The 14752-nt window shown below is 53.6% G+C and carries 12 protein-coding genes; all 12 read right to left on the bottom strand.

Translation table 11 applies throughout. The features are described 5' to 3' along the window. Positions 1–50: 50 nt before the first annotated feature. The 12 genes from DAAJ005_RS05060 to DAAJ005_RS05005 all read right to left on the bottom strand — a co-directional run bounded on the left by DAAJ005_RS05060 (position 51) and on the right by DAAJ005_RS05005 (position 14636). Complete coding sequence (locus tag DAAJ005_RS05060) at positions 51–1289, bottom strand: O-antigen ligase (protein WP_151846164.1); 1239 nt, start codon at positions 1287–1289, stop codon at positions 51–53. After that, the gene (locus tag DAAJ005_RS05055) at positions 1246–2358 is read right to left on the bottom strand and encodes a glycosyltransferase family 4 protein (protein ID WP_192930871.1); all 1113 of its coding nucleotides are present in this window, start codon (positions 2356–2358) and stop codon (positions 1246–1248) included. The genes DAAJ005_RS05060 and DAAJ005_RS05055 overlap by 44 nt, the downstream gene beginning before the upstream one ends. Positions 2359–2430: 72 nt before the next feature. Further along, positions 2431–3711, bottom strand: coding sequence for an oligosaccharide flippase family protein (locus DAAJ005_RS05050; RefSeq protein ID WP_151846162.1), 1281 nt, complete (start codon positions 3709–3711; stop codon positions 2431–2433). Then, the gene (locus tag DAAJ005_RS05045) at positions 3712–4938 is read right to left on the bottom strand and encodes a glycosyltransferase (RefSeq protein WP_151846161.1); all 1227 of its coding nucleotides are present in this window, start codon (positions 4936–4938) and stop codon (positions 3712–3714) included. Next, positions 4928–6052: a DegT/DnrJ/EryC1/StrS aminotransferase family protein gene (locus tag DAAJ005_RS05040; RefSeq protein WP_151846160.1), complete on the bottom strand. Its 1125-nt coding sequence runs from the start codon at positions 6050–6052 to the stop codon at positions 4928–4930. Before DAAJ005_RS05040 ends, DAAJ005_RS05045 begins: the two co-directional genes overlap by 11 nt. Beyond that, a complete protein-coding gene (locus DAAJ005_RS19420) occupies positions 6049–6651 on the bottom strand; it encodes an acyltransferase (RefSeq protein ID WP_151846159.1) in 603 nt (200 codons plus the stop codon). Before DAAJ005_RS19420 ends, DAAJ005_RS05040 begins: the two co-directional genes overlap by 4 nt. Position 6652: 1 nt before the next feature. After that, complete coding sequence (locus DAAJ005_RS05030) at positions 6653–7612, bottom strand: Gfo/Idh/MocA family oxidoreductase (RefSeq protein WP_151846158.1); 960 nt, start codon at positions 7610–7612, stop codon at positions 6653–6655. Next, complete coding sequence (locus DAAJ005_RS05025) at positions 7609–8925, bottom strand: nucleotide sugar dehydrogenase (RefSeq protein WP_226342581.1); 1317 nt, start codon at positions 8923–8925, stop codon at positions 7609–7611. Before DAAJ005_RS05025 ends, DAAJ005_RS05030 begins: the two co-directional genes overlap by 4 nt. Positions 8926–9023: 98 nt before the next feature. Beyond that, positions 9024–10085: a UDP-glucose 4-epimerase GalE gene (gene galE, locus DAAJ005_RS05020; protein WP_151846157.1), complete on the bottom strand. Its 1062-nt coding sequence runs from the start codon at positions 10083–10085 to the stop codon at positions 9024–9026. A 27-nt stretch (positions 10086–10112) separates the two neighbouring features. After that, positions 10113–11390, bottom strand: a complete 1278-nt coding sequence (locus DAAJ005_RS05015) for a sodium:proton antiporter (protein ID WP_151846156.1) — start codon at positions 11388–11390, stop codon at positions 10113–10115. Between the two features lie 179 nt (positions 11391–11569). Beyond that, positions 11570–12922 (bottom strand): SLC13 family permease, encoded by a 1353-nt coding sequence (locus tag DAAJ005_RS05010; RefSeq protein WP_151846155.1) that lies wholly within the window; start codon positions 12920–12922, stop codon positions 11570–11572. A gap of 217 nt (positions 12923–13139) precedes the next feature. Then, a complete protein-coding gene (locus DAAJ005_RS05005; RefSeq protein WP_370519816.1) occupies positions 13140–14636 on the bottom strand; it encodes a SulP family inorganic anion transporter in 1497 nt (498 codons plus the stop codon). Positions 14637–14752 lie beyond the last annotated feature (116 nt).

Here is a 14752-nt window from a genome sequence, read left to right as displayed (position 1 = left end):
TTTCGTTACAATCTGTAAAGATTTCGACTAGGTATATCACCTTATAATTATTAAATTGCCAATTCATCATCAAATACATAGCCTTCGCGCCTTCTATAAATAGATATTGAAGACGCCGCTGCTGCCCATACAATATATAGCGGTTTTCTTGCTTCCCAATTTAGTGTCAGCGCTCCAATCATGACACAAGCAATGGCTATAGTTAAAGATATGGACAGATTTGGACGAGTTTTATAAATACGAATGGCATAAATAATATGAGCAATCCAGGCGATCAACCATAATGTGCCTCCGATTAATCCTAATTCTGAAAATGAAGAAATAAAAGTGTTATGTGCCTGAGTATCTGAAACAGTATTAGAAGAAGTTGTATTCGCACCTATCCCTATTAGCCAATGATTATTCCAGAGTGTGTAGGATTCTTGCCATATACTTGCGCGACTATCATCCGCACTTGAGACTATCTGGTTAGAGAAGCGCTCCAGCGCTTCGGGAGGGATGAAATATTGAGTCAAAAAATATAAACTATATATCGCCATTAACATGAGTATCATATTTTTAATTATTAATTTGCTATTCTTTAATATGTTGATTCTGAGAAACAGCATATATAATGATACTATTGCACCACAGATAATTGCTCCTCTCGAGCCTGTCGACAATGCTAAAGATAAACAAAATATGTAGTAGGCCCATGAATACCACAGGCTATTTGGCTTCGATGTTTGAATTAAGTAATCAAACAAAGGTACAGAACTCATTATGAAAATGCCAAAGTTATTTGGATCATAGCCAATTGCACTGAACCTGTTGTAAAGTCCCTCGTACCGTACTCCGTTTATTATATTAAATACTGCCGTCAAAGCTAAAATGATGGCACCGATGCAATATGAATATAAGAATCTATGCAATGCGGCAACTGATCTGACTAGATCAATGATGATCAGATAGACTAATACTATAGGTATTAAAGACATAATTCGAGATATAGTTTTGTCTTGATCGGTAGACCAAAAGAACGACGCTATGGTCCAGAAGGATAGTGCAAATAAAACTATAGAAGAATGAGTTATAAATAATCTTCTATCTCTCAAAGTTTCAATTATCCATAGAAATACAAGCAAAGCAACTACGAATAAATTTCCTATTGGAAAAGAATCATTTGAAAAACCTTCTGTAATCGGATATAAAATTAAAAACATATATAGCAAATATCTTGACCATTCTTTACCAATAGAAGATTTATTATATCGAGCCTGCGAGGATTTTACTTGAGTTTTTAAGTACATCTACAATAACCTCCTCTGTTCTACTAGCACGAGCATCCCAAGAATGAGATGCTAGAACACCGTGAAGACCTCTGGCTCCCATTTGATTGGTCAACTCTGGATTTTCAGCCATTATCTTCACTGCCTCTGCCAAAGCATTAGCATTATCCGGCTCTATAACTATCCCACAATCGAGTTCCCTGACAAAATCTGCCATACCCGGAAAGTCAGATACGATTATCGGAGTGGCGCAAGCAAGAGATTCATAAACTTTTAGAGGCGATAGACCAGTTTTTGCTCTGTCGCCAGTATTATTTTGCACACTAATTGACAGTATTGCACCTGAAATCAAATCAGGAAGAGTTTCATATTTCTGCCTATTTAAATAGACTAGCCTATTACTATCTTTAGCTGCGTCGCTAACTTTGCTAGAGAGTTCTCCGTCACCAATTATCACCATTTTTGTATCATCTGGCCAAGCAGGTAGCCTGGTAGCAGCGATTATAGTATCAATCCCTTGCCAGCTGGCCAAAGTACCAAAGAATACCGCGTATTTATCAGAATAGTTTGTCTCAATTGTTCTGCGAAAAATATCAGTATTAGCACCGTTCGGTATTACCGATACACGCTGATGATGTGCAATTGAAGAGGCCCATATAGCGAGCTGAGGGGTAACAGCAATAATATAAGTGGATTGTTTAAGCTGATATTCCATTATATAAATTAAAAATTTACGGAATTTCTTAGCTAAAGGCCAAGCGATAAAGACATCTTCAAAGGGACCATTTATCTCGAATATAATTGGAATCTTCATTATCTTCGCTCTCATAAGAATTACAATAGTCAGGAAATGAAATCTTACATAGTATATATCTGGTGAATTTTTTGGAAAGTATACGGCCTGCTGCATAATCGAGTCAATAATTTTTTTGACCACGGCTAGTTTGCTGATTGTCTTTGAAGAGGAAGTCGAAGTGTTATGACCTGGAGAGGACTGGATTAGATCGACTTTCCATCCTCTTTTTTTTAAACCTTTGATTATTTCAAAAACGTGTGCATGAGCTGCCTGCCCTTGTTCGAGAGTCTGCATACACACATATGTAATATTTCTTCTCATATCGCCTCTATAATTCACAAGTCTACTATAAAGTAGAAACTATGCTTATGTTTTTTCACTATAACTAGGTTGCAATGCGATAGTGGTTCTAAGAAAGCGTAGACCCAAGACAGTTTTTAGAATTCCATCTATGGCGTACGATATACTAGTTGCTAAAGCTGCACCTCCCAAACCAAAATTGCGCGTCAAATTTAAGCTAAGTGCTATATTCACAAATAGAAGCAGAATTGCCACCCATAAGTTTATCTTTACTTCGCCATATGCTGCCATCACATTGCTGAAAATTTTACTTAGGCTGCCAAGAATAATTCCAGGTAATAAGATCATAACTGGAATTGAGGCACGATCATAACTATTACCAAAGATGTTGCTCAAATATTTTACAGAAACAAAGGCAACAACACATGCCAAGATAAATGTAAGCCCTAAAGAAATACTAGCAAGCCTAATAGCCAAACGCTTTGCATCTTCGCTTCTGGGACCACTCGCAAGCTTTGGTAACATAACATAACTTATCGACTGCGCAACTATCCACAAGCGTTCAACAATCTGCACAGCAAGAAAATATATACCTGCTGCTGCTGGACCAAGAATGGATATTACGATATAAAAGTCTGCTCGATAATTTAAGTAAGTAACTACATTGCTTGCGTGTGCAATAGTGCTGTATTTCGCTACATCTCTAATATAAGAAATTATTTGTCCAATTGAGAATATTTCATCTAAATTTAGACTCAGCTTATATTTTATTAGATAAGTAATTGCAATCGATACAATTAATTGCGCAAATATATAACATGCAAGCGCACTAGTTATATTTATGTGGACAAAAATAGCTACAATCACCAGAGATAATAAATTAATTATAATAGGTAATAGGGTCACTAGATTTAAATATTTAAAATTTTCGGTTGCTTGGAAAATTCCCAGCATTATATTATTGAATAACAATATAGGAAAAGCAATTATACTAATATAAAGCAACTGAATTGGTATGTCTGGAAAAATACGGTTAGATGATAAAAAAACTACAAAAAATGCAATTATACAACCAATAATCGATAAACTAAACCAAGACAACAAAGAGGATTTAAAAGCGAGCGGAAGAATAGATCTCTGCCGCGAAATAAAATAAACGTTTGATGATGTCAGGCCGAAGTTCAGAAAAGTAGCTAAAATAGTAATAAATATAATTACTGTACCATAAACACCATTTCCCTCAGGACCAAGTGTTCGGGCAATAATTGTAAGTAGTGCAAAACCGAGTCCGATTCCTATGATTTGTCTAAAGATAGTCTGAATAATATTAGATTTGAATGTTATCATTCAAGTAACCAAAGATACAATATCGTGATAGAAGTCTTCATAGTTATTTGCCGCGTCATAATGACTTGCCCACATGGCGAAACTGCCACGACGTAAATTATCCATTAAAAAACTATCAGAAGAGATCTTGATAAAATTTTGGACTGCTTCTTCGATCTCAAAATCAATGTCGAGAAGAAAGCCGTTATTTTCATCTACTATTTCTGATACGCCGCCAACATTTGTGGCCATGACTGGAATACCAAAGGCCTGCGCCTCCATAATACTTACAGGTATACCTTCGGATGAGCTAGTATTAATAAAAATATCGACAGGATTTTCGGTATAGAATTTTAACACTTCAGCATTTTTTACATTTCCAGTAAATACGCACTCAATCTGGTTTGTGAATAGCCTATTAGCCAATGAAACCAATTCATCATGCAAAGGACCATCACCGAAATGTGTCCATATAATTTTTTTAGAAAATTCTCGACGCTGAGACAGTTGAGATATAATGCGGATAATTATCTCAATGCGTTTAAGCGTGATCATACTTGAACATGATACAATACGGAAAACGCCGTCATCTGATCTTTTTGTCAGATGCCGGGACTTCGCTACACCTAGTCGCGCAACCTTGATTTTATCGGGTAAAACGAAATTTCGTTCACATATATAGTTTAAGCCGGCTTGAGAAATTGGATATATCCTATCCGCTGAATCAAAGATCAGCGATCTAAATGGTAAATACGGCGGGTTGTGAATATGAGAATAGACATCCCAACCGTGACCTCTAGTTATAAAACTTAATTTAGGTTCACTTTTTTTTGCCCAAGCAACACCTATCGCAGCATGTGACATCCAATATGAATAAAAATACGCCGAATTGACTATTTCTGGAGATAGCCTGCCAATCCATCGCTGTATTCTCTTACCATACACCGTAAAATTAAATAATCTATAAGCACCTTTGGGAGAAGAAACGGCTTTCCAATGTTTTACGGCTTCAAGAATAAAATTTTTATCGAAAATTGCAGACAATATCTCATATAAGCTTAGGCGAGGCGAGAATGATGATATGAAAACATTCTGAGGTAATTTTCTTACATTACCAGAGGCAATTCTAGGAACAAGAATTATTTTTTCGAATTTATTAGCTAAATACTCAATCTCTAATTCTAAAAATTGCTCTCCACCATAATAAGGGAATCTCTCCGTGAAAATTACTAAATTCCTAATTGACATAAAACTTTTTGATGGTTGAAATTACATAATGCAATTGTTTTGCGGAATTATCAGTCTCTACGGGAAAGATAGGCAGGCTCAATACTTCCTTCGCCGCCAAACTACTATGTTCATACGCCGGATACTGGCCGTTATAAATCGGCAGTTCGTCTTGGGGAATCGGATAATAGATCATCGTCCCGATACCATGCTCGGCCAGCTTCCGCTGAACCTCGGCGCGCCTACCGTGCTGTACCCGAATGGTGTACTGGTGGAAAGCATGGCCGTCCGTCAGTTCAGGTGTCACGATACCCTCAATCCCTTTCAAGCCCTCATTATACTGCCGGGCCACTTCATAGCGGTGGGCGTTCCACTTCTCCAGGTGCGGCAGCTTCACGCGGAGAATAGCGGCCTGGATGGTGTCTAGGCGGCTGTTGTACCCCACGGTTTCGTTGTGGTATTTCTTGCGGCTGCCATGAACACGCAGCATCCGGGCGGTGTCGGCCAGCGCATCGTCATTGGTGGCCAGCAGCCCGCCGTCGCCGTAAGCCCCCAGGTTCTTGCTGGGAAAGAAGGAATACGCACCGAACTCTCCGATGGTGCCAGTCTGTGTACCGCGCCAGCGTGCGCCGAAGCTCTGGGCGCAGTCCTCCACCACTTTCAGGCCGTGCTTGTGGGCAATCTCCATAATCCGGGTCATATCTACCGGGTTGCCGTATAGATGAACAGGCATGATCGCGCGGGTGTTGGGCGTGATAGCCGCCTCAATCAGCTCCGGGTTCAGGTTCAGCGTGGCCGGATCGATGTCCACAAACACGGGCTTTGCACCCACCATGCTGATGCTCTCAGCGGTGGCAAAGAAGGTAAACGGCGTGGTGATCACCTCATCGCCGGGACCGATGCCCAGGGCACGCAGGGCAATCACCAGCGCGTCGGTGCCGCTGTTGACGCCGATGGCATGTTTGACGCCCAGGTACGCGGCGACTTCCTGCTCAAACAGTTGGACGTCCTCGCCCATGATGAAGTCGGTGCGGTCCAGTACGCGCCCTATGGCCGCCATGATCTCGGGGCGCAGCTCGTCGATCTCAGGCTTCAGGTCAAGAATGGGGATGTGTGGTGTTGCGGTGGCAGTCATGAAAGCCTCCTGACTTCAGTCTCGCTGAGTTGCTGGTAAGTATGCCCCGCCGAGTCGGTCACGGTGTCGCCCTGAGCAAAATCCAGCCGATCCCCGCTGGCGCTCATATAGCCGATGGCCCGCGCAGGCACTCCGGCCACGATGGTAAACGCCGGAACATCGCGCGTGACGACTGCGCCCGCCGCGACAAACGCCCCTTCGTGCAGCGTGACGCCCGTAACAACAGTGGCGTTCGCGCCGATGCTGGCCCCGCGTCCTACCCGCGTAATGGTGTAGTCGGCGCTGCTGTTGCGCGGAAACTCGCTGCGCGGCGTGCGGACATTGGTAAAGACCATGCTGGGTCCGCAGAAGACATAATCCTCCAGAACCACGCCCTCGTACACGCTGACATTGTTCTGGATTTTTACCCCCTTGCCGATGGTCACATTGTTTGCCACGTAGACGTTCTGCCCCAAAGAGCAGCCCTCACCGATCACCGCGCCGCCCATCACATGACTGAAGTGCCAGATCTTTGTGCCGTCGCCGATCTGCGCGCCGTCGTCCACGTAAGCGCTGTCATGTTTCCACCAGGATTTCGATTGGGCGTTCTCTCGGGTCATCTCAGCCCCTCAAAAAGCGGTGCCGCGTATCCGCCCCGGCACTCACGATGTCCTGCTTGCGAATCTTAGCCACCGTGGCAATCGCCTGATAGGTGTCGTCCAAGCTGAAGCCCTGCCCGGCCAGCGTGCGGCGGTAGACCTCGGTGTGCAGGTCCGTAAAGCCCTCGCTGAACTCGACTTCCTGGCCGTCGATGGTAATGGAGCGGTAGGTGCGCTGCCCTTTGGCAATCTGCTCGGCGGGCAGGTAGCTGGGGTCAATCGACAGGAACCAGCGCACGCGTGCGCGTTCCAGTTCCATGTATCCGGCGCACACAGTCTCGCTGCGCTGATGCACTTCCACGCGCTCGATATCGCCAAACATCCATGCCAGCATGTCAAAGAAATGCACGCCGATGTTGGTCGCCAGCCCGCCGCTCTCATCCACGCGGCCCTTCCAGCTCCGCAGATACCACGTTCCCCGGCTGGTCATGTACGACAGGTCCACATCGTACTTGTCGCCGCTGCTGGGGTTCAACTCGGCTTTGACCTTTTCCAGCGCCGCATGGGAACGCAGTTGCAGGATGGTCCAGACCCGCCGCCCAGTTTCTTCCTCGACCTCTTTGAGGGCCGTGATGTCTTCTGGGTTCAGCACGATGGGCTTCTCACACAAGGCGTCGGCCCCCGCCCGCAGCGCCATGCGGATATGCGCGTCATGCAGGTAGTTGGGGCTGCAAATGCCGACATAATCCACGCCTTTACCCAGGCGGCGCGCGTCGTACAGGTAGCGCTCGAAGATCTCTGGCTGCGTGAAGAACTCGGCGTCAGGAAAGTACGAGTCCATGATGCCCACCGAGTCGAAAGGATCGAGGGCCACGCTCAACACGTTCCCGGTGTCCTTGATGGCCTTGAGGTGCCGGGGCGCGATGTACCCAGACACCCCGGTCAGGCCGAAGCGTTTCTGGTCAGAAGTCTGGGAGGTCACAGCAACGTCACCTTCTCGCTGGTCATGCCGCGCGTGGCGTAACGGGTATCCAGAATCGCCTGCGACTGCTCGATCACGTTGGCGTAATCCACGTCGCTGTGCTTGGTGGTGATGATCACCAGATCGGCGTCCTGCAACACCTTGTCGGTCAGGGCGATGCCACTGGCTTTCACACCATGCTCGTCCACTTCGGGGGTCCAAGAATCGTGAAAGGACACGTCCGCGCCGGACAGTTTCAGCAGGCGGTAGACCTCCAGCGCCGGGGACTCACGGTAATCGTCCAGATCACTCTTGTAGGCCATGCCCAACAGCAGCACCTTCGAGCCGTTCAGCGATTTGCGTGCCCCATTCAATACGCGGGCAGCCTTATCCACCACGAATTCGGGCATCTTGCGGTTGGTCTCGCCTGCCAGCGCGATGAAGTGCGTCTGAAAGTTGTACTCGCGTGCCTTCCACTCCAGGTAGTGCGGGTCCAGCGGGATGCAGTGGCCACCCACGCCGGGGCCAGGGTAAAAGGGCATGATGCCGAAGGGCTTGGTAAAGGCGGCGTCCAGCACCTCCCATACGGAAATGCCCATGCGGTCGCACAGCAGCGCGATCTCGTTGGCCAGGGCGATGTTCACGGCGCGGAAGGTGTTCTCGTAGACCTTGACCATCTCGGCAGCCTTGGCGCTGCTGACTGCCACCACATGCTCGATGGTCTGGCGGTAAAAGGCCAGCGCGACTTCCAGGCTGGCTGGGTCATTGCCGCCCACCACTTTATTGGTGTTCTTGGTGGTGTAGCGCGCGTTACCCGGATCGACGCGTTCCGGGGAATGCGCCAGGAAAAAGTCCACGCCTGCTGTCAATCCGCCCGCCTCCAGAATGGGCTTCATAACTTCCTCGGTGGTGCCAGGATAGGTGGTGCTTTCCAGGCTGATCAGTTGGCCGGGGCGCAAGCGTTTGGCAATTTCATGCGTCACGCTGCGGATATAGCTCAGGTCCGGTGTCAGGTTGCGGTCTAGCGGCGTGGGCACGCAGATGACGATCACGTCCAGGTCTGGCACCCCTTCAAAGTTGGTGGCCGTGGTCACCAGCCCCCGCTCCACGATCTCCTTCAGATCTTCATCACGCACGTCGCCAATGTAATTCTCGCCGCGTGCCACCATTCCGGCACGTACGGCGCTCAGGTCGATGCCCACCACGTTAAAGCCCACCTTGGCCTTCTCGACGAGAAAGGGCAGGCCCACGTACCCCAGTCCCACCACACCTACCCGCGCCTCGCGAGACTGTATTTTCTCCACTAGAGTGGATACTGCATCCGTCTTAATCACGCCCCGCATCATAGCGGGCGACAATTAAGAAAGCGTGACGAGTTGCAGACGTGTCCCGAAATATAGAATTTAGTGTTCCCGCCTGTGTCTGATAAAGCTTACCGTGTCGTTTCAGTCCTTTCTACATCAGTGTCCAGCCGCCCGGCCCGTACCGCTTCCCACGCGAAGGCCGATTGCATCGCCTCAGCCACGTCAAGTTGCGCGGTCCAGCCCAGATAGTCCCGCGCCCGCGTGGTATCGGCACAGGCTCCCGCGCTGTCGCCGGGGCGGCGTGGGGCGTCCTCCACATGAACCGGTGTGGGCGAGGCATCCTGAAAGGCTGTGACCAGCTCGCGCACCGTCACGCCGTTCCCGGTCCCGACGTTGATCGGGATGAAGGCGACGCCCGGCCCCAGATTGTGGGCCGCACGCCCAAAGGCCCGGTCAAAGCCCTCCAGGGCCGCCACATGGGCCAGTGCCAGATCCCACACATGGATGTAATCGCGCAGTCCTGTTCCGTCGCGGGTGGCGTAATCGGTGCCCGTGATCTGAAATCTGTCTGCCCTTCCCTGGGCAGCGGCCATCAGACGGCCCAGGATGTGGGTGGGGTCCGAGATGTACGGCCCGCTGCGAAGAGCAGGATCAGCTCCCACCGGATTGAAATAGCGCAGGGCAATGGCCCGCATCGGCTGCGCGGTGGCCTGAGAGGCAGCACACAGATCTTCCAGCATCTCTTCGGTCATGCGCTTGCTGCGGGCGTAGGGGCTGAGGGGCTTCAGAGGGCTGTTCTCATCCACCCGCAGATCGGCAGGGCTGTCATAGACGGCGGCGCTGGAGCTGAAGATGACCCGCCCCTGTCCCAGCGCGTTCAGCGTCTCGAACAGCGTCAGGCTACCCACCACGTTCTCGCGGTAATACAGGGCAGGTAGGGCCACCGACTCTGACACCACAATGCGCGCGGCGAAATGGATGGTGGCGTCGATGTCGGGATGCTCCGCGAAGATGCGCTGGATCAGGGCAGCATCCGCGATGTCTCCCTGGTAGAAGATGCGCCCACGCGTAAATGCTGGGGGACCACTCACCAGCGAATCCAGCACCACGGGCGTGTGCCCGGCGTCTTCCAGAGCCGAACAGGTCGTACTCCCTATAAATCCTGCCCCACCTGTCACCAAGACCTTCATCACTTGGCAGTATACGGAAGGACCCAGTTAAGCTTTCTCTCCTTCCGTTGCATCCACGGCCCGCGCTGCCAGCCGCCCCACCGTCAGCCCCTGCACGATGATGCTGAACACCACCACCACGTAGGTCATGACCAGAAACAGGTCACGCTCCGGCCCGGCGGGCACCGTGAAGGCCAGCGCCACGCTGATCGCCCCGCGCAGCCCGCCCCAGATCATCAGGCGGCGGGTGTACGGGTTGAAGTCGCGCCGCCGACCCAGCACCAGCACCGGCAGATACACGCTAATGGTGCGAACCAGCAACACCAGTGGAATGGCGATCAGCCCCAGCAGCAGCGACTGCCCGCTGAAGCGCACCACCACCACCTCCAGCGCCAGCAGCGCGAACAGGAAGATGTTCAGCAGCTCGTCGGCCAGGTGCCAGAAGCCCTCGAAGCGCTCACGCGAGGATAGCCCGGCAGGGCGGCGTTCGGCCAGCGACCCAATCAGCAGTCCGGCAGCCACGGCAGCCAGCGGCGCGGACACATGCAGGTTGGCGGCAATCGCGGTGCAGGCCAGCACCACGCTCAGGGTAACCAGCACCTCGACCACGAAATCGCTGACCGATCTAAGTGCCAGCCAGCCCACCCAGCCCAGGAAGAGGCCCAGCGCCAGCCCGCCCAGCGCCTCCTGCGCGAAGAAGAGGGCAACTCCGCCTGCGCTCATGGCGGGGCCGTGGGCTTCACCGCCGCCGCCGCCCGCCGCTGCGATTCCGGCCAGCACCGCGAAGGCCACCACGCCCACGCCGTCGTTGAACAGGCTCTCGCCTGCCACCAGCGTTTCAATGCGTTTGGGCACCCCCGCCTGTTTCAGCATGCCCAGCACCGCCACCGGATCGGTGGGGCTGATCAGCGCGCCAAACAGCAGGCAGTACACGAACGACACGTCCAGCCCGAACAGCCCCAGCAGCGCGTAGGTGGCCCCGCCCACCAGCCCAATCGAGATGGCGGTGGACAGCAGCGCGAACGTTAGCACCGGCCCCCGCAGTCCCCACAACGCGTGAGAGTTGACGCCCAGCGCTCCGGCAAACAGCAGGAACGACAGCACGCCCTGGAACACGAAATCGTTGAACTCGATGCCACGCACCAGACTCACCGCGTCCCGCGCGAACGGCACGTCCAGGCTGACCAGCGCGAAGATGATCAGGCTGACGCCCAGGCCGCCCACGGTCACACCAATCGAGGCGGGCAATTTCCAGTAACGGGCGTTGACAAAAGCCAGCGCGGCGGTCACGCAGACCAGCAGGGTGGCGAGATCGAGGATTTGCATTGGGAAGCTCCTGCGGAGGGTTTATGTCTTTTCCCCTCTCCCCCCGTGGGACTGGTACAGCTCGGGACGAGAGAGGGCCTTGCGAAAGCTTGGGGTGAGGGACCATTCAGCAGCAAACCCGCTCAGCCACCAGCTTCAGCCATCAGCATTCTGCACTTCCCCGATCAACACTTCCCCGATCACCCGCCCCGCAAAACAAACGCCCCGTAAAACAGTCCCAGCGCCACCGTGACCGTGATCAACGCCACGGGGGTGCCGTACTTCATGAATTCCACGAAGCCCATCGGATGGCCCTCTCGGGCGGCGATGTCCGAGACCACGATGTTGGCCGACGCGCCGATCAGGGTCAGGTTGCCGCCCAAACACGCGCCGAGGGACAGCGCCCACCACAGTGGGTCCATCGCGGGGCCGAGGGTAACCTGCAACTCACGCAGCACGCTGGCCATCGAAATGGTGAAGGGGATGTTGTCCACGAAGCCGCTGATGATCGCGCTGGCAAATCCCACCGCCAGAATGCCCGTGCCGATGTTGCCGTCGATGGCCCCCGTCAGCCCTGCGGCCACGGTCTGGAACACGCCGACTTCCTCCAGGCCACCCACCACGATGAACAGGCCCATGAAGAATAGCAACGTGGTCCACTCCACCTGCTCGAACAGTTCCACCGGGGTCAGGTCCGCGATCAGCATGAGGAAGGTGGAGGTGGTCAGCGCCACCAGCCCAGCCTCCAGGCCCAGCGGATGCCCGATCATGAACAGCAGCAGCGTGACGGCGAAGACGCCCAGCGCCTGCTTCATCAATTTGGGGTTGGTCTTGATCGGTGTGGTGTCGGTCAGGGCCGCCCGCAGCCGTTCACTGTCTCCCCCCCCAGCCAGATCGCCGCGCGCCTTCATCAGCAGGTGCATCAGGCCGATGCCCAGCACCGTGGCAACGGTGGCATACGGCGCGACATTCACCAGAAAGTCCCCGAAGCCCTTGCCCGCCACCGAGCCGATGATGATGTTGGGCGGGTCCCCCACCAGCGTGGCGGTGCCCCCGGTGTTGCTGGCCAGGATCACCGCGATCAGGTACGGCATGGGCCGCAGCCCCAGCCGTGCCACCACCGTGACCACCACCGGGGCCATGAACAGCACCGTGGTCACGTTGTCCAGAAAGGCGCTGAACACGGCGGTCAGGATGCTGAAGATCCACAGCACCCGCGCCGGTTCGCCTCGCGTGATGATCATGGCGCGGCGGGCCACCACGTCGAAAAAGCCGCTGCGGCTCAACACGTTGACGATGTTCATCATCCCGAACAGCAGGAAGATGGTGTTGAAGTCGATGCTGGCCCACGCCTGGGTGGGCGTCAGGATGCCCAGCACCATCACGGCGCAGGCCCCCAGCAGCGCGGCCACCGTGCGGTGAACGTACTTTTCCAGCAGGATCATGGCGTAAGTCGCCACGAACAAAGCCACTGCCAGGACCGTCAGCGTCTGCGGCGACAGGTTCAGGCCCAGGCTGGTCAGCAGGTTGAGGGTCTCGCCACCTTCAGCCATGGCGGTTGACCAAGATGCGGAACGGGGAAGAGCTGGGCGTGGCAGGTAAGTCGTTCAAGAGGGACTCCTTTGGGAAGCGGGGCAGGTGGCAGACGGGAGAGGCTAGAAAACCTCAAAAAAAGGGGAAAGTCGCGGCAGCAGACTTCCCCCAGTTCGGCGTATGGTCGCCGGAACCTGTGACCCGCAGCAGTGATGTCGGGGCGCAGGATTGTGAAGGTTAGTGTATATCAACACCCACTGAATCCGGCTTGTCATGGATCGCAATCCGGTCCAGCAGGTGCGCCGACGCCTCGTTCAGCCCCACGACTTCCACCGGAATCCCCAGCGAGCGGAATTTGAGGATCACCTTGTCCAGTGCCCCCACGGCAGACCCATCCCAGATGTGCGCGGCGCTCATGTCGATGGTGACGTGCTGGCTGGCATGGTGGAAGTCGAACTGATGCACGAAGTCGTGCGTGCTGACGAAGAACAGTTGCCCGCCGACATGGTAGGTGCGCCCGTCCGGGCCGTCGCTGTGCGTGACCGATGACATCGTGGAGACCTGCCGCGCGAAGAACAGTGCGCTGAGAATCACGCCCACCAACACGCCCTTGGACAGATCATGCGTGACCACGGTGGTCAGCACGGTGGCGATCATCACGATGGTCTCGCCCTTCGGAAAGACGGTCAGGGTCCGCAGGCTGTTCCAGTCGAAGGTGCTGACGCTGACCACGATCATCACGGCCACGAGGGCGGCCATCGGAATCTGCACCAGCAGCGGTTGCAGGACCAGGATCAGCAGCAGCAGAAAGGCCCCGGCCACAAAGGTGGACAGCCGCCCACGCCCGCCGTTGCCGACGTTGATCATGCTCTGGCCGATCATGGCGCAGCCGGCCATGCCGCCAAAAAAGCCGGTGACGATGTTCGCCACGCCCTGCCCACGCGACTCGATGTTCTTGTTGCTGGTGGTGTCAGTGCGTTCGTCCACCAGTTGGGCCGTCAGCAGGCTCTCGATCAGGCCCACCAGGCACAGCGTTAGCGCCACGGGAAAGATGATTTGAAGCGTCGCAAACGTCAACGGCACGTTAGGCAGATGAAGAGGTGGCAATGCACCGGGCAGTGCGCCCATATCGCCCACGGTCTTCACGTCCACATGGCCGAAAATCGCCACGACGGTCAGCACCACGATGGCAACCAGGGCGCTGGGAATGGCCTTAAACACGCGCGGCAGTAAGTAAATGATCGCCAGTCCGGCGGCTACCATCGCGTACATCTGCCAGCCTGCCCCCACGAACTGGGGCAGTTGCGCCGAGAAGATCAGGATGGCGAGCGCGTTCACGAAGCCCACCATCACCGGGCGCGGAATGAACTTCAGGTAGCGGGCCAGCCGCGCCCAGCCGAACACGATTTGCAACAGCCCGGTCAGGATGGTGGCCGCGAACAGATAGTCCAGCCCGTAATTCTTGACGATGCCCACCATCAGCAGCGCCATTGCCCCTGTTGCCGCGCTGATCATGGCGGGGCGGCCCCCGATAAAGGCAATAACCATCGCGATGATGAACGAGGCGTACAGGCCCACCTTGGGATCGACTCCGGCGATGATCGAGAAGGCAATCGCCTCCGGGATCAGCGCCAGCGCCACCACGATGCCCGCCAGCACATCGCCGCGCGGGTTCTGGAACCACTCGTGCCGGTAGGCCTGAAAGTCGAATTTGGGAGCGAAAGATTTGGGGATTGCGGTCAAAAGGAACCTCTGCTGGGCGCGTGCGGCACGCCGCTGTGAACTCGGCCTGACAGGGCCGGGGGCGGAAAGACTATGCGGTTATCGTCAGGGGGCGACGGTTGGGTGTG

This window comes from Deinococcus sp. AJ005 (assembly GCF_009017495.1).
Taxonomy (GTDB): Bacteria; Deinococcota; Deinococci; order Deinococcales; family Deinococcaceae; genus Deinococcus.
The sequence above is the reverse complement of the archived record's forward strand: the minus strand, read 5'-3'. Positions and strand labels throughout refer to the sequence as shown.